Origin of the sequence: Citrobacter sp. Cf136, from assembly GCF_030333815.1 — a bacterium.
Taxonomy (GTDB): Bacteria; Pseudomonadota; Gammaproteobacteria; order Enterobacterales; family Enterobacteriaceae; genus Citrobacter; species Citrobacter freundii.
Genome location: NZ_JAOWFE010000032.1, coordinates 260,294 through 276,985, shown reverse-complemented (window position 1 = coordinate 276,985; position 16,692 = coordinate 260,294). Strand labels below are relative to the sequence as shown.

At 52.1% G+C, this 16,692-nt stretch carries 13 protein-coding genes; 5 read left to right on the top strand and 8 right to left on the bottom strand.

Annotated features, from left to right (window positions below):
- The first annotated feature begins 138 nt into the window (after positions 1-138).
- Together cuyB and OGV98_RS05595 are read left to right on the top strand one after the other, a co-directional pair.
- The gene (gene cuyB, locus OGV98_RS05600; protein WP_003840089.1) at positions 139-858 is read left to right on the top strand and encodes a cysteate racemase; all 720 of its coding nucleotides are present in this window, start codon (positions 139-141) and stop codon (positions 856-858) included.
- 75 nt (positions 859-933) lie between these two features.
- On the top strand, positions 934-2,232 hold the full coding sequence (locus OGV98_RS05595) for an anaerobic C4-dicarboxylate transporter (RefSeq protein ID WP_202581157.1): 1,299 nt from the start codon (positions 934-936) through the stop codon (positions 2,230-2,232).
- Between the two features lie 85 nt (positions 2,233-2,317).
- Here the strand turns inward: OGV98_RS05595 and fruA are convergent, their stop codons facing one another.
- The 3 genes from fruA to fruB are packed head-to-tail and all read right to left on the bottom strand — an operon-like array spanning position 2,318 to position 6,091.
- On the bottom strand, positions 2,318-4,006 hold the full coding sequence (fruA, locus tag OGV98_RS05590) for a PTS fructose transporter subunit IIBC (RefSeq protein ID WP_202581156.1): 1,689 nt from the start codon (positions 4,004-4,006) through the stop codon (positions 2,318-2,320).
- A gap of 16 nt (positions 4,007-4,022) precedes the next feature.
- Complete coding sequence (gene fruK, locus OGV98_RS05585; RefSeq protein ID WP_003027446.1) at positions 4,023-4,961, bottom strand: 1-phosphofructokinase; 939 nt, start codon at positions 4,959-4,961, stop codon at positions 4,023-4,025.
- Entirely contained in the window at positions 4,961-6,091 is a 1,131-nt protein-coding gene (gene fruB / locus OGV98_RS05580; RefSeq protein ID WP_044711441.1) for a fused PTS fructose transporter subunit IIA/HPr protein, read from the bottom strand. Before fruB ends, fruK begins: the two co-directional genes overlap by 1 nt.
- Positions 6,092-6,459: 368 nt before the next feature.
- On the opposite strand from fruB, the gene setB reads away from it, so the two are divergent.
- Positions 6,460-7,641 carry a sugar efflux transporter SetB gene (gene setB / locus OGV98_RS05575; protein WP_016150664.1) on the top strand — a complete coding sequence of 394 codons (1,182 nt, stop codon included), beginning with the start codon at positions 6,460-6,462 and terminating at the stop codon, positions 7,639-7,641.
- Here the strand turns inward: setB and OGV98_RS05570 are convergent.
- On the bottom strand, positions 7,638-7,892 hold the full coding sequence (locus tag OGV98_RS05570) for a YkgJ family cysteine cluster protein (protein ID WP_003027451.1): 255 nt from the start codon (positions 7,890-7,892) through the stop codon (positions 7,638-7,640). The genes setB and OGV98_RS05570 overlap by 4 nt on opposite strands.
- A 157-nt stretch (positions 7,893-8,049) precedes the next feature.
- On the opposite strand from OGV98_RS05570, the gene yeiP reads away from it, so the two are divergent.
- Positions 8,050-8,622: an elongation factor P-like protein YeiP gene (yeiP, locus tag OGV98_RS05565; RefSeq protein ID WP_003027452.1), complete on the top strand. Its 573-nt coding sequence runs from the start codon at positions 8,050-8,052 to the stop codon at positions 8,620-8,622.
- Between the two features lie 732 nt (positions 8,623-9,354).
- Here the strand turns inward: yeiP and torD are convergent.
- From torD to torC, 3 genes are read right to left on the bottom strand one after another with little or no spacing between them, the layout of a single operon-like run.
- Complete coding sequence (gene torD, locus OGV98_RS05560; protein ID WP_202581153.1) at positions 9,355-9,987, bottom strand: molecular chaperone TorD; 633 nt, start codon at positions 9,985-9,987, stop codon at positions 9,355-9,357.
- Positions 9,977-12,475: a trimethylamine-N-oxide reductase TorA gene (gene torA / locus OGV98_RS05555; protein WP_057101376.1), complete on the bottom strand. Its 2,499-nt coding sequence runs from the start codon at positions 12,473-12,475 to the stop codon at positions 9,977-9,979. The genes torD and torA overlap by 11 nt, the downstream gene beginning before the upstream one ends.
- Before the next feature lie 9 nt (positions 12,476-12,484).
- On the bottom strand, positions 12,485-13,618 hold the full coding sequence (gene torC / locus OGV98_RS05550) for a pentaheme c-type cytochrome TorC (RefSeq protein WP_048232400.1): 1,134 nt from the start codon (positions 13,616-13,618) through the stop codon (positions 12,485-12,487).
- 164 nt (positions 13,619-13,782) lie between these two features.
- Between torC and pdxR the strand changes: the two genes are divergently transcribed.
- Complete coding sequence (gene pdxR / locus OGV98_RS05545) at positions 13,783-15,255, top strand: MocR-like pyridoxine biosynthesis transcription factor PdxR (RefSeq protein ID WP_202581152.1); 1,473 nt, start codon at positions 13,783-13,785, stop codon at positions 15,253-15,255.
- A gap of 45 nt (positions 15,256-15,300) precedes the next feature.
- Here the strand turns inward: pdxR and uxuA are convergent, their stop codons facing one another.
- On the bottom strand, positions 15,301-16,491 hold the full coding sequence (uxuA, locus tag OGV98_RS05540) for a mannonate dehydratase (RefSeq protein WP_202581151.1): 1,191 nt from the start codon (positions 16,489-16,491) through the stop codon (positions 15,301-15,303).
- Positions 16,492-16,692: the final 201 nt, after the last annotated feature.

The following is a 16,692-nucleotide window of genomic DNA, read 5'->3' as shown; positions in this document are numbered from 1 at the left end:
CAAAAGAAACTGCACCCATGCAGTTTTTGCATTGAACCATACATTATTGCATTTCTCCTCACGACACACTGCTGTTAAACATAGACACCAGACACACACCAGCCCTGATATTAAATATCGGTAATAGAGGTATATATTGTGAAAGGTTTAATTGGCGTACTTGGTGGTATGGGACCTGCTGCAACCGTCGATCTTTTTAATAAATTCGTCACCTTTACCGCAGCGCAACGCGATCAGGAACATATCCCATTAATTATTTCATCCATCCCTGATATTCCAGATCGAACTGATGCGTTAATGCATCATGGTCATTCCCCACTTCCGGCAATGCGTGATTATATGCATAAACTGGAAGATGCTGGTGCGGAGTGTATTGTGATCCCCTGTAATACTGCCCACTTTTGGTTTAATGAATTAAAAGAGTGCTGTCATACAGAGTTACTCAGTATCGTTGAAACCACCATGGATGAAGTCAAAAACTGCGGAAAATCACGTATCGGTTTACTTGCTACCAACGCCACCCTTTACATGGGACTCTACCAAAAAGGCATAGAATCTCTTGGCTTAACCTGTGTCAGCCCTGATTCATCCGGTCAGGAAAAAGTCATGGATAGTATTTATTGCTTAAAAGCCGGCGATCTTAAGCGGGCACAAACGCTGATGAATGAACAGGCTGAAATGCTCTTTTCACGCGGTGCAGAAGTCATTGTACTGGGATGTACTGAAGTCCCCGTCATTCTTGCCAACGCAGTCAAAAACTCACCAGATAAATATATTGACTCAACCGGTTCATTAGTACGCGCCGGTATTAAATGGTACGAAAAGCGGGTTGGCAAACATCATCTTCTGGCGCAATAACAGCCGTCACCAGTTTAATAAAACATTAAACAAACACTTATTTTAATAACAAATTATTCTCTGGCGGAGGCCATTATGGTTTGGTTAGAAATTATCGTCGTGTTGGGTGCAATATTTTTTGGTATCCGCCTCGGCGGAATAGGTATCGGTTTATGCGGCGGGCTGGGGCTGGCTATTTTAACGTTGGGATTTGATCTACAAATTGGTTCGCCCCCCGTTGACGTTATTCTCATTATTATGACAGTTGTCGTGGCAGCATCGGCGCTACAGGCCGCCGGAGGTATGGATTATCTGGTTCGCGTAGCCGGTAATTTCATGCGGCGTAATCCTAAATATATCAATATTATTGCACCGATTATCACCTGGTCGATGACCATTATGGCCGGAACAGGGTTCATTGTATTTTCTACCCTACCGGTGATTGCCGAAGTCGCCAAAGAGTCCGGTATCCGCCCTTCTCGTACGCTCGCCGGCTCCGTGGTCGCCTCTCAGGTGGCGATATCCGGTTCGCCGATCAGTGCCGCAATGGCGGCGATGCTGACCATTATGGAAGGCAACGGTGTCACCTTTATCCAGGTTATGGCGGTATGTCTGCCAGCTTCGTTTGTTGCCGCGATGATCGCCGCTTTTATCGCCTCACGTCAGGGATGCGAGCTACAAGATGATGAAGTCTATCTTGAACGCCTGCAAAAAGGGTTGGTGCGTAAATATGAAGGGCAAAACAGCACTGTACCGGGTGCCAAACTCTCAGTCGCCTTGTTCATGTTGGCAACGGTCGTCATCGTTATTCTTGCCGCCTGCCCGCAGCTACGCCCCGGATTTGATGCCGGCAACCCAATGAATACCCGGGATATCATCATTATTTGTATGTTATCTGCCGCTTGCCTGATGGTGGTGTTATGCAAAACATCAACCGATGCTATTGTCCTGACCTCCACATTTCGAGCAGGGATGAGTTCACTGGCCGTCATTCTCGGGATTGTTACATTGGGAACGACCTTCATTGATGCCCACTTAGCGGAGATTAAGGATATCGCAGGCGATATTCTACGGGCTTATCCGATGCTGTTGGCGCTGGTGCTGTTTGGTACCTGCGCACTTCTCTACTCGCAAGGCGCCACAACGCCGCTGATTATCCCTCTGGCCGTTGCACTTGGCGTACCTACATGGGCGATTCTGGCCTCCTATGTGGCGGTAACCGGGGTGTTTGTTCTACCAACATACCCGACTTCGCTGGCGGCAATGGAGTTCGACACCACAGGGACAACACGCGTGGGCAAGTATGTCTTAAACCATCCGTTTATGCTGCCAGGACTGGGTGGGATCATTGCTGGCGTGGCCTTTGGTTTTATCATCGCGCCAATGATTGCCTGAACCGTTTTACATATCTATCTTCAGGCAGCAGTTAATCGATAAAAAAAGGGGCAGAGAAATCTCTGCCCCTGATGTCAGCATTAAATCATGCCGCTTTTGCCACAACCTCATCTTCCGGGCGCTTCAGCACCGCGTAGGAGAGACCGGCTACCAGCGTACCGGCAATAATGGCCAGCAGGTATCCCAGTACCGGCGTAATTGCGCCTGGAATTAACAGGACGAAAAGCCCGCCGTGTGGCGCCATCAGTTTCGCACCCACTGCCATCGAGATAGCACCGGTAATCGCACCACCAACGATACAGCAAGGCAGAACGCGCATCGGGTCACGTGCAGCGAATGGAATAGCCCCTTCGGTGATAAAGCACAGGCCCAGTACCAGCGCTGCTTTGCCGCCTTCCTGCTGCGCTTTGTCGAACTTACGGCGCGCAACCAGCGTTGCTAAACCCAGAGCCAGCGGGGGTACCATACCTGCCGCCATGATGGCCGCCATCGGCGCATAAGTTTGCGTACTCAGCAGACCCACACCGAAAGCATACGCCGCCTTGTTAACCGGACCACCCATATCGGTACACATCATGCCGCCAAGAATCGCTCCAAGCAGCACCGCATTCGCCGTACCCATGGTTTGCAGCCAGTGGGTCAGACCTTCCAGAATGCCAGCCACCGGTTTGCCGATCAGGTAAATCATAGCCAGACCAACCACCAGGCTTGAGAACAGCGGAATGATCAGGATCGGTTTCAGCGCTTCCATACTCTGCGGGAGTTTCAACTTCGTGCTGATAAGCTTCGCCACATAACCGGCAAGGAAACCAGCAATAATCCCGCCAATAAAGCCGGAACCGGTGCTCACCGCCAGCATACCGCCGATAAGACCCGGCGTCAGACCAGGTCGGTCAGCGATGGAAAACGCGATATAACCTGCCAAAACCGGCACCATCAGCGCAAAAGCTGAACCACCGCCAATCTGCATCAGCGCCGCCGCCAGCGTACCCTGCTCTTTAAACGCTTCGATACCAAAAGCGAACGAGAGTGCAATACACAGACCGCCAGCAACCACCATCGGCAGCATGTAAGAGACGCCCGTCAGCAGGTGACGATATGCCCCCGCGCTCTCTTTCGTACTTTCGGTTGCTGAAGTCTGTGCTTTACCGGTTGGCTGGTACGGTGTTGCTTCTTCCAGCGCTTTGTCCAGCTCCTGCTTGGTTTTCTTCAACGCAAGACCCGTAGAGGTGCGGTACATCGGTTTGCCGGCAAACTTCGCCAGATCAACTTCAATGTCAGCTGCCACAATCACCAGATCCGCCTGAGCCACTTCTTCCGGCGTAATGGCATTGCCTGCGCCAACAGAACCTCGGGTTTCAACCTTCACCCACCAGCCACGTTTTTTCGCTTCTGTTTCAATCGCTTCAGCAGCCATAAACGTATGAGCAACACCGGTCGGACACGCCGTCACTGCCACTACACGTTTTGGACCACTGCTGGCCACAGGTGCTGTTGCAACCGGGGCACTGTAAGGTTTTGCATGGCCCTTCGCTTCGCTGAGGAACAGTTCAGGGTGCGCAACCGCACGACCAATGTCGCCCAGCCAGACTTTTTTGCCGTTCAGCGAACTGTCGGCAGGAAGCGTATCGCCCAGAACAATTGCCAGTTCGGCATCATTCGGATTATCAATAATTTCCAGATGTGCTTTCTGTGCCGCCGCTCCAAGCAGGGTTTTCGCCATGTAAGCGCGAGCCTGGCCGAGATTAGCGTCAATAATCAGCAGCGTTTTCATTATGCCTCTCCTGCTGTCAGTTAAACGGTTTTAAGTCGACACGCGCCATCATTGCGGCCAACTGAGGACGATCGGTAATGCCTACATTACTTTGGCTTACTGCCAGGGCGGCAACAGCCGTCGCCAGACGCAGGGTATGTTCACTGGACTCACGCATCAGCAGGCCGTAAATCAGACCGCCAACCATTGAATCACCCGCGCCGACGGTGCTGACCACCTCAACTGACGGCGGTTTAGCAATCCATTCACCTGAAGCGTTAACCCACAGCGCACCTTCCGCGCCGAGTGAAATCACCACGTGAGCAATACCCTGCTCGCGCAGCGCATGCGCCGCATCAATCACATCTTTCATTTCCGGCAGTTTGCGGCCTGCCCAGATTTCCAGCTCACGACGGTTTGGTTTCACCAGCCACGGTGCCGCTTTCAGACCCGCCACCAACGCTTCACGACTACTATCAAAGATAATGCAAGGACACTGACTGCGCAGGCGCGTCATCCAGTCGGTGAAGGCTTCCGGGCTCACGCCGGTCGGCAAACTGCCGCTGACGCACACCATGTCGAACTGGCCCAGCCAGCTCAGCGAGTCATTCACAAAGCGTTCCCAGTCAGCCGGGGTGACTTCAAAGCCGGAGAAATTAAAGTCAGATACTTCACCGTCTTTTTCGGTCAGTTTGACGTTGATACGGGTACGCCCTTGTACAACCTGAAAACGGTTGGCAATACCCAGCTCGCTGAACAACTGCTGAAAACCATCCTGGTTGTCTTTACCCAGGAAGCCGCCCACAGTGACATCGATACCTAAATCCTTCAAAACCTTAGCGACGTTAATTCCTTTCCCTGCCGCGTGCAGACCGGTAGTTTTAACCAGGTTCACTTCACCGCGTTCAATTTCCGGGCAAAAACCCACCAGGTCGTAAGCCGGGTTAAGGGTTATAGTCGCAACACGTCTGCTCATTACGCGCCCTCCCCCAGACCTGCCGCGATGGCTTCGCCAATCGCCTTCAGCGCCTGTTCAGCATCTTCGCCCTGGGCGGTAAAGCGCAGGTGATGTCCTTTTTTCACACCTAATGCCACAACTTTCATCAGACTGCGTCCATTCGCCGGTTTGCCGGTTCCATCAAGATTTGTCACGGTAATTTCACTGTTAAATTGTTTAATCGTATTCACCAGCATGGTGCCCGGGCGGGCATGTAAACCATGCTCATTGCGCACAATAAATTCGGCGCTCAGTACATCATCAGTTAAGGCGTCATCGCTGGTCAGCAGCGCCAGCACCGTTGCCGCATCGGCTTTCAACAAACGGTCAGCTTTATTATTCAGCAGCAGATCGCCAAGGCGCTTCAGCACGGCAACCGGTTGATCGTCATTCATGGCGACGGTCACCAGCAGGGCTGCCGCTTCACCTTCTACATCGAATGTTGTTGCTGCACGGCTGACCGCAACAGCGCTACGCACGTTGCCTTCAGCACAGTCATTCAGCCAGATCCCCTGACCGAGATTCATCGGCTGCTCATTGATTGCTCTGGCCACAAAGGTGGCGTCAACCGCACCGACTTCTTTCAGTCGTGCCGCGTTGAGTGCCTGCAGCGTCACCAGCGAGTTGGCCACGACATCCAGCGACAGCGTTTCGTTATCAAGCTTCAGCTGTTCGCTTTGCTTTTCGCCCATCAGCAGCGCACGCAGTTCTTCCGCCGTGGTCGCAGATTTCAGCTGTTCAGCGACGGAGTCATCGCTCAGCACGTGTGTCAGCTGACGCAGTAAACCGAGATGTTCATCAGAGCTTGCGGCGATGCCGATTGCCACATAAGCAACCTGCCCTTCGCCCCAGGTCACGCCCTGCGGAAACTGAAAAACCTGCACACCGGTTTTCAGCACCTGATCGCGCGTGTCCGTCGTACCGTGAGGAATCGCAATACCGTTGCCGAGGAACGTGGACGTCTGTTGTTCGCGCGCCAGCATGCCATCGACGTAGCCTTCCGCGACGTTACCCGCCTGCACTAAGGCAGCGGCAACCTGGCGAATAGCCTCTTCTTTATTCCCGGCCTGTTCGCCCGGGTGAATATCCTGAACAGATAACTGGAACATGGTTCTCCTCTCCCGCTGATTTGAAACGATTCAGCTAACATGAGAAAAAAGGCGTCACCTGACTACATCAGTTATGGCGAGATGACGCTGAAACGTTTCAAGAAGTCTTGCTCTTTTTTCTTCAGCACACAAGTAAAGTTGACAAATTACTTGCTGAATTTAGAGATAACGCACATTTTCTCTGCGAGGGAGAAAAAACTGCTGACGGAAAAACGGCGTCAGCTTGTCAGATTCAGCAACGTCAGCAAACAGCATTCTTTGACTGAAATGCTATTTTGATTTTTGATGCCGATTTTGATTTGGCTCCCTGTTTATTTTCTGACAAGCGGCGTAAACTCCGCGTCTCTTCACATCATTGATATCAAAACATGCATAACACCCCCGTAGCCGCCACACCCAAGGCGTTTGATTTAACGTCTTCGGCGTTCCTGCTTGTCGCATTTCTGACGGGTATCGCCGGTGCGTTGCAGACGCCAACGCTTAGCCTTTTTCTGACGGATGAAGTCCATGCCCGTCCCGGCATGGTCGGGTTCTTTTTTACCGGCAGCGCCGTGATCGGCATTTTGGTGAGTCAGTTTCTGGCCGGGCGCTCGGATAAAAAAGGCGATCGCAAAAACCTGATTGTGTTTTGCTGCGTGCTGGGGATGCTGGCCTGCGTGCTGTTCGCCTGGAACCGTAACTATTTTATTCTGCTGTTTATCGGGGTATTCCTCAGCAGCTTTGGATCGACTGCCAACCCGCAAATGTTTGCTCTCGCCCGTGAACACGCCGATCGCACAGGTCGGGAAGCTGTCATGTTCAGCTCAATATTACGTGCGCAGGTTTCGCTGGCCTGGGTAATTGGCCCACCGCTGGCCTACGCGCTGGCCATGGGGTTCAGCTTTACGGTGATGTATCTCAGCGCAGCGGTGGCGTTTGTTGTCTGCGGCGTAATGGTCTGGTTATTTTTACCCTCGATGAGTAAAAACGTGCCGCTCGCAACAGGCGCAGTTGAAGCCCCGCGCCGCAATCGACGCGACACGCTGCTGCTGTTTGTTATCTGCACATTAATGTGGGGCACTAATAGTCTCTATATCATTAATATGCCGCTGTTTATCATCAACGAACTGCATCTGCCGGAAAAACTGGCTGGCATCATGATGGGTACCGCTGCCGGACTGGAAATCCCGACCATGTTGATTGCTGGCTATTTTGCAAAGCGTCTGGGCAAACGTCTGTTGATGAGAATTGCCGTCGTCGCCGGATTCTTCTTTTATGCCGGTATGCTGCTGGCTCACTCTCCGGCGATATTACTTGGCTTACAGCTGCTGAATGCGATTTATATCGGCATCCTCGGCGGAATTGGCATGCTCTATTTCCAGGATCTGATGCCAGGACAGGCAGGCTCAGCAACGACCCTGTATACGAATACCATTCGCGTGGGCTGGATTATTGCCGGATCGCTGGCGGGGATTGCCGCTGAAATCTGGAACTATCACGCGGTGTTCTGGTTTGCGCTGGTGATGATCGTCGCCACCGTCGTGTGCCTTGCGCGCATCAAGGACGTTTAAGGCGCGGTCAGCGCTTCAAGCTCGATGAGATAAACCATGGCCTGGTGCGTCGTCTGTCCGCACATTTCCGCACTGGGCTGTAAACCGCCGCACACTTTTGGTCGTAGCGGCGAAGCAAAAATTTTGCAACGCAGGGATTCATCCAGCTGAACGCATGGCGTATTAGCAGGTTTGCCATCAGGCATGCCAGGGATGGGACTGGAGATTGAAGGCGCGGTGCAGCATGCACCACAATCCGGACGGCATTCCATACAGTACTCTCTTTATCGTAAACCATCGGATTGTGCGGGAAGCGCACAGTACCACCTTTTTGGCACCAGCAAAAGCATCAATTCCGCTTGCCTGAATGCCCCGGCGCGAGTAGTTTTACGCGATATTTTAGACACTCCTCACTACAGGATTTATTCGATGCCAAGAGCGAACGAAATTAAAAAAGGTATGGTACTAAACTACAACGGCAAGCTGCTGATTGTAAAAGATATCGATATTCAATCACCATCCGCACGTGGTGCAGCTACTCTGTACAAAATGCGTTTTTCTGATGTGCGTACCGGTCTGAAAGTTGAAGAACGCTTCAAAGGCGACGATATCGTGGATACCGTCACCCTGAGCCGCCGCGGGGTTGATTTCTCCTACGTCGATGGCAACGAATACATCTTTATGGATAAAGAAGACTATACCCCGTATACCTTCACCAAAGACCAGATTGAAGAAGAGCTGCTGTTCATGCCGGAAGGCGGTATGCCGGATATGCAGGTACTGACCTGGGACGGCCAACTGCTGGCGCTTGAACTGCCGCAGACCGTAGACCTGGAAATCGTTGAAACCTCACCGGGTATTAAAGGTGCTTCAGCGAGTGCGCGCAACAAGCCCGCAACCCTGAGCACCGGTCTGGTGATCCAGGTTCCTGAGTATTTGAGTGCGGGTGAAAAAATCCGTATTCATATCGAAGAACGTCGCTATATGGGCCGCGCAGATTAATTTTCTACCGCTCGCTGACGATAAGGGACAGCTCGTCTTTTAAGCATATATGGTGAACATGTGATTCCGGCTCAGGGTTCCGTTCACCTCATGCTCATCATTTCTCTGAAGCGCAGATACCCGTGAACGTGCAAGGGAGGCTCACCGCCGCCTCCCTTGCAACCCAGGCTCCCGACGGGAAAATCGTCGCTACGCGAGTTATTCGTCTTATGTCGTCTGCCTGTTGGGTCGGTGCCGAGCCTGCATCCCTGCAGGCCGTCCCCTCTGCCCGCATCCCTGCGGGCAGCCCCGGTCAGCCGTCAACGCCTCATCGATTTTCAGCCGGACCGTGGTCACCGCTGCACAGCTCTGACTTCCAGTTAAATTTGTTTTGCTGTTCAGATATATTCAAATAAAAATACAGGTGGTTAGGTGTGGGCTGGTCCGGCTGAAAATTGCCGACGTGTTTCCGTAAGGCCGGGAGAGCCAGCATGGATGCTGGCTCAGGGCGCGCTTTGCAAGGACGCTTCCTCGCGCCCGGCCCGATAGCCTGGAGGAATAAGCGGAGGGTATTGCGTAGCAACAATTTTCCCGCCGGGAGCCGGGATTGTAAAGGGCGTGGCGGAGAACGCCCTTTACACGTTCACAGGAATCCGGATTCCAGAGAAACGATGAACATGAGGTGAACGGAACTCTTTCTCCGAGATAGCCTGTTCTTTACCTCCGCCAGCGCAGGCTGTCCCTTTGTCATTTTCAGCGCTGACTGCTGAAATAAAAATCATCCATCAGCAGCGACTCCAGATACTGTTCATCCTCTTGCATAAAACGCACTATCAGATTAACCGCCTGAGGATAAAACCCCTCGTTATCCCGCACCAGACAAGCGTCGCGAAATAACGGTGCCCAGCACAGAATATGATGATGCAAAAAGTAATACTGCGCGGAGAATTTCTCCTCTTTAGCAACCATCTTCGCCATTAATGCCAACTGTACGGCAATATGATCGGAGGGTTCATTCTCCCGCGCCGCCAGCCCTTGCTCAACCAGCAGCACATTCATTTGCAGACGTTCTTCTGCCGCCGTCGTGTGTGGATAGTGCCCCGCATAGGGAGAAACACTAGCCGGCGGGGCCAGCAGAAACAACGAGGCAAAATCTGCGGCCAACTCAAGCTGTCGGGAGTCGCGCCGCAGAACCCGGCCCAGGCTACGCTCAAAACGTTTAACATTGGCAGATAATCCGGGGATCGCCTCGAGTGAGGCAATCCATGCCTGGCTATTGCCATTTTCCAGACTGGCGAGCTGTTTTTCATCCAGCTCACGAAATAACAGTTGCGAAAACCACTGGTACACAGCCGCCCGCTGCTGATGAATTTGATTATGCTGCACTGGTCCCCTCCTCTTTCACAATCTGCGGACCACCGAAAGCCGTCACCTGCGGGGCTTTCTGCTGATAACGCTCGACCTCCACCAGCACGGTATGTGCTGAAGGCCCCTGGGCCAGCTGTGAAGTACCGATATCCGCACTCAGCACGTTCGGGTCGCCATAGGTGCATAATGTCCCGGCTTTCCCCCCTTCCTGCGGGGAGTACCACGCGCCTTCATGAATACGGACCACGCCAGGGGTAAAATCCGGACTGATTACCACGCCAGCCAGTACCTGACCACGAGCGTTAAAAACGCGGGCGATATCACCGGCTTTTAAGCCACGAGTGGTGGCATCCTGTTCGCTGATATAAAGCGGCTCTCTTCCGGCAACTGCATAGGTGTTGCGAAACGCCTCGCTTGAGCACAACTGGGAATGTAGACGTTTATCCGGATGGCAGGATTGCAAATGCAGCGGGTATTTATCTTTTTTGCCGCTATGGGTACGCTCAAAGGGTTCCATCCACACCGGATGCCCCGGACAATCCTCATAGGCAAAGCCTGCGATGGTTTTGCTGTAGATTTCAATAAGACCTGACGGCGTTCCCAGCGGATTCAGGTCTGGCTGCTCACGAAACTCGCCGTGACGTACCCACGGCTGACCCGGCGGATATTCAATATATCCGTCACCCTGCCAGAACGTTGTGAAGTCCGGTAAGGTAACACCGAGCGACGCCCCCATCTTCACACCTTCGTCATAAAGCGCCTGTATCCACTGCATTTCATTCCGGTTTTCACGGTACACCGCTTCCTTATCAAATCGCTTACACAGCCCGGCAAAGATGTCAAAATCATGCCGCGCTTCGTATTGCGGTTTAACAATCTGATGCAGCGCCATCAGCCCTTTATTCGAATGCGTGCCGAACTGCTCAATATCGTTACGTTCAAAACGGGTGGTCACAGGCAGAACGATATCGGCAAAACGGCACGACGCGGTCCATTGGTGATCTAACACCACCACGGTTTCCAGCTTTTTCCACGCGTCGATCATGCGGTTCCTGTCCTGCTGGGCGTGGAATGGATTGGCCGCACTGTAGATCGCCATTTTGATGTCAGGATACGTTAACGTCTCACCGTTGAAGGCAATCTTGTTGCCTGGCGCAAGCAGGCAGTCAACGATACGCGAAGTGGGGATATGCTCCGATGCGCCGCGAAAATCCGCTTTGTACTTCGCCTGCGGGGGATTCGTAATACTCCCCAGCCCGGAGAGCACTGGCCCGGTCGATGTTACCGTCCCACCCCCGTTATAGTGCCAGCCAAATCCGACCCCGCCGCCGGGCAAACCAATTTGACCGACCATACTGGCCAGTACCACCAGCATCCACGGATACTGCTCACCGTGGTGCATGCGTTGTACGCACCAACCGCCCATAAACTGTGTCCTGCCTTTCACCAACAGGCGGGCGAAGTCTCGGATCTGCTCTGCTGTCAGCCCGCAGATTTCAGCCGCCCATTCGGCATTTTTCGGCTGCTTATCACTCTCGCCCAGCAGGTACGGTAAAAACTGTTCAAAGCCGACGGTGTAATCGGTAATAAACGCCGTGTCGTACAGTTTTTCTTCGTACAGGGTATGCGCCAGTGCCAGCATTAACGCGACATCGGTTTGTGGCCGCAACGCCAATTGCTCGCAGCCAAGATAGTTTTGAGATTTGCTACGCACTGGATCAACGCTGATAACGCGCATCTTATTCTGCGCTACCGCCTCTTTAATCTGCTGCCAGTAGCCAAATGCATCGTGATCGGGAACCAAAAACTCGATCTGCAAGTTCTTGATCGGATCGCAACCCCACAACACGATGGTATTGCTGTTTTGAATCACCAGCGGGAGTGACGTCTGCTGCTCATAAACTTCCAGTGAACCAATCACATGCGGTAAAATGACCTGGGCCGCTGCCGCAGAATAGTCTCCGACAGTTGTCACATAGCTACCATGCAGGCCAAGTCCCCGGTCCATCGCCCCGCCCGCTTTATGGTATTTGCCTACCATTTGCCAGTCAGCAAGCCCGGTAAATACGCCTGATGAACCATAGGTTTTTTGCACCCGCTCCAGCTCTTCGTACAACAAATCCAGCGCCTGATCCCAACTGACCCGTACAAAACGGTTATCTCCGCGCTGGCTGCGATCCGACTCCTCACGTTTAAGCAGCCAGTCCAGACGCACCATCGGGTAGCGCACCCGCGACGGGTTGTAGACCACTTCACGCACCGCGTTCAGCATATCGCAGGGATATTTGTCATGTTTGAACGGACGGGTTTCGGTCCACTCACCGTTGACCACTTTGGCTTCAAAAGCGCCATAGTGCGAACCTGATTGAATCCACTGTTCGGGATTTTCCCCCGCTGCCCACACTTTTGATATCAGCGGATTAGGCGCCAGTGCGCTGGCAGCACCCACCGCCAACATACCGCTGAGAAAACGGCGGCGGGACGGATTAAAGTCATGAATATCCATACATTATCCTTACTTTTTGTTGGTGTCAGACACATCGCTGGCGTGGGTCTGGAGGTATTTCAACAACGTACGTTCCTCCACCGGATTAAGCCGGTAATAGGTCGACATGGCTTTCAATCCAGCGATCCAACCATTAGCGGTATATCGGGTCGTAGGAGGAGTGCTATGACAGGCGCTACAGGTGGATTGCAGCATTTGATCTGAGTACTCCCAGATTGGCGCAAGTGTGCTGATAAAGTCCTGATCGGTGGTCCAGGCGGTGACGCTCACCTGCTGCCATTCCTGATGTGAATCAGGATCGACCTGGGTTTGTAGCACTTTTACGTTCGCCATCAGGGGCTCATCGAGCACGGCGGAGAAAACGCGTTTCCCCATATACTGGGTGATCACCCGTCCACGCCCTTTGCTTTCACGCCAGCCCGTAATTTCGAGCTGGACGTTACTGCCTTCTTTTTTCAGCACCTTGGCCTCGGTGGCGGGAAATAACAGCGCCTTCCCTGCCGGACTTTCTGCCGTTGCCGCCAATGATTTTTCGCTTAATGAGAACAGTGTGGACGCATCCGTTGGCGTATCTCCCTGACGCTGTAGCTGCTTAAAGCGATCGCGAAAACCGCTGCTCATATCGGGTTTGTGATGGGCTATTCCTTTGTGGCAATCGATACAGTTACTGTCTTTTGCTGCCGCCGCGCTCATTTGCGCCGCCGCATTTGCCGATTGCTTGCCATGATCCATTGCCTCATAGCTATGGCAGGATTTACACGCCGCTGAATTATTCGCGCTCATGCGCGCCCACTCCCGTTGGGCCAGCTCCGAGCGTTTGGCAGCAAACTTTTCCGGAGTGTCGATAGAAGGAGAAATAAAGGTGTGATAGAGATCGTTTAAGGCTTCAGTTTTACGAATAAGCGTTGGAACAACGCCCGGTGGAATATGACAATCCTTACACTCAGCCCGCACGCCAGACGCGTTGCGAAAATGCACGCTGGTTTTATATTCCTCTCCAGCCGTGCGCATCGAGTGACACGATAAACAAAATTCGGTGGTACTGGTGTAATGAACGCCTTGCCACGTTCCCCAAATAGCCAAGGCCATTACTAACGCCCCGACGAATGCGCACCACAATGCGCTCTTTCTTATCCACGACATGCTTGCCTCCATTTTTTAATAGCGACACGCTAAGGGATAATAAAAATCAAAAATAGAGACAGCGAACGCAGATTATAGGAACAGCATCCACTCTATGAGGTGAGTCAAATAGTAAAGATCAGAAATTCGTAATATAGTGACCATCTGTAAATAAGGAATTTCTTATGCTAACACTGACGCTCAATAGAGAAAGCCGTACTCCGCTGCAACTGCAGATATTTCAATTTTATTTCCAGGCAATTCAGCAGGGTGATTTGCTTTGTGGAGACAAACTCCCCTCTATTCGCGAGCAGGCTCAGGTATTGCACGTTGCTAAAATAACGGTGGTGATGGCCTATGATAAGCTGATGGCGGCTGGGTTAATCAAGAGCCGACACGGCATTGGCTATGAAGTGATATTCACCACGCCTGTACGTATAACCCCAACTCATGTGCCCGTAACCCAAGGCTCCCCACCGGTAAAACCTAAAGCTGCCGGGGTCTCTACCGATGTTTACGCCGAGCCTGGACGAGAGTGCTACTGCCGGATGGGCGTCCCCGACCCCAACGCTTTTCCCTGGTCAAGCTGGCGGAAATGGAATAATGCTCCAAGCATACTTAAAGAACAATTATTTACCCGGTACCATTCACCAAATGGATTATTTTCACTACGTGAGCAACTGGTCAGATACCTTAATTTATCCCGCGGAATTAATACCCGAGCAGAGAACATCATCATTACCAACGGGATTCAGGAAGGATTATCACTGCTCAGCCAAATATTTATTATTCATCATGCTGCCAGTCAGCAAAAAAAGTGCCATATTGTGACCGAATCCCCTTGTTATTCTGGCGCATGGCATCTTTTTAATTATTACGGTGCAGACATTACGTCAATTGCCGTAGATAACCACGGGCTGCAAACAGATAATTTACCCGAGTATGAAACCCAGCTTTGTTATGTTACTCCAGCTCATCAGTATCCGATGGGAAGTGTGCTTTCGCTGGAGCGCCGTCAGTCATTATTAACGTGGGCGCAACGCGTCGGCGCTTACATCATTGAAGACGATTACGATGCCGTTTTTACCTATGGGGACAATCCCCTTCCCGCGCTGAAAGCCATGGATTATCACAACCGGGTTATCTATATGGGGACATTTTCTAAAACGCTGGGGCCAGGCGCACGGCTTGGCTATCTTATTTGCCCTGATGAACTGCTTCCGGCGGTACAGAATATGAAAGCGCTCAATAACAACGGCAGTCAGTGGTTGTTGCAGCAATTTTTAGCCGAACTGATGCAAAATCAGGTTTTTTATACGCATATCAGCAAGCTGGCCTGCAGCTATGCGACGCGCCTCACTCTGTTACGCGATGGCCTGTCCACTCTGTTTCCCGAAGGGAAAATCGCTGGCGCAACGGCAGGTCTGCACCTCTCGTTACGCATTGCCAGACATACCGAATTCATCGTCAGGTTGCAACAAAGCTGCTTGTTGGCTGGGATCCGTTTCGACACTCTGCCGGATATAGAAAATGGATCAGAAGCCGCATGGCGCAAAGAAAACAGCGATGCTGTTATGTTTTTTGGATTTGGTGGATTGCAGATACAGCAGATCAATAAAGTGCTGACAGTGCTGGAGCAGGCGCTCGCGCAGCCTTGATGAATAACAGGGATTGCACCTGTAGCGCAATCCCTGTTGTTAGACTTACAGCAGGTCGCGGAACTGCGTTTGTTTCAGCGCCAGCTCAACGCCGCGGACTTCTGCCAGTCCTTTCAGGCGACCAATCGCCGAGTAGCCCGGATTGGTTTTCTTGTGTAGATCGTCAAGCATCTGGTGTCCATGATCCGGACGCATCGGGATAGGACGCAGATCGCCCGCCTTTTTACGCCGCTGCTCTTCGCTCAAAATGGCAGCCACCACCGATACCATATCCACATCACCCTGCAGGTGCGCACCTTCGTGGAACGTTTTCGGGTTATCTTCACGGCAGGTCGAGCGCAGGTGCGTGAAGTGGATACGATCGCCAAAGGTTTCGATCATTTTCACCAGATCGTTATCAGCGCGCACGCCGTAAGAACCGGTACACATGGTGAAACCATTATTAATACTGTCGACGGTTTCTTTCAGCCACTGCATATCTTCGATAGTCGAAACGATACGCGGCAGACCGAGGATCGGGCGCGGCGGATCGTCAGGATGCACGGCCAGACGCACGCCGACTTCTTCTGCCACTGGCACAATCGCCCGCAGGAATACCGCCATATTTTCGCGCAGATCGTCTTTACTGATGCCGTCATATTCAGCAAGGCGCGCACGAAACTGATCCAGCGTATAGCCCTCTTCTGCACCAGGCAGGCCAGCAATAATATTGCGTGTCAGCTTTTCAATTTCTGCATCGCTCATGGCATTGAAATAGTCCAGCGCCTGGCGCTGTTCTTCGTAGGTATAATCCGCTTCAGCTCCCGGGCGTTGCAGAATGTGCAGCTCGAAAGCTGCAAAGGCAATCTGGTCAAAACGCAGCGCTTTGGAACCATCCGGCAGCTGATATTCGAGGTCGGTACGCGTCCAGTCGAGGATCGGCATGAAGTTATAGCACACGGTATCGATGCCGCAGGTCGCCAGATTACGGATACTCTGCTGATAGTTGGCAATCCACTTTTGATATTGACCTGAACGCGTTTTGATATCTTCGTGGACAGGGATACTTTCCACCACCGACCAGGTCAGCCCTTTTTCAGCCAGAATGGCCTGACGCTGTTGAATTTCTTCTACCGGCCACACTTCACCGTTAGGAATATGGTGCAAGGCAGTTACAACACCCGTTGCGCCAGCCTGACGCACATCATCAAGCGATACCGGATCGTTAGGTCCGTACCAACGCCAGGTTTGTTCCATTGTTTTACCCTACAAGTTGTTATACCAAATTAAATCACCTTAATGACGACTACCATACAGGCATCCGTTAGATGATCAACACATTGCCGATGATTGGTTGATCAAGCTCACATTCCCCGGATAAATGAGGCACACCAATTCAATTTGCTGTCATATAACTTTATACTGCCATTGTTAATTAATGGTTAATCAGGTGTATTT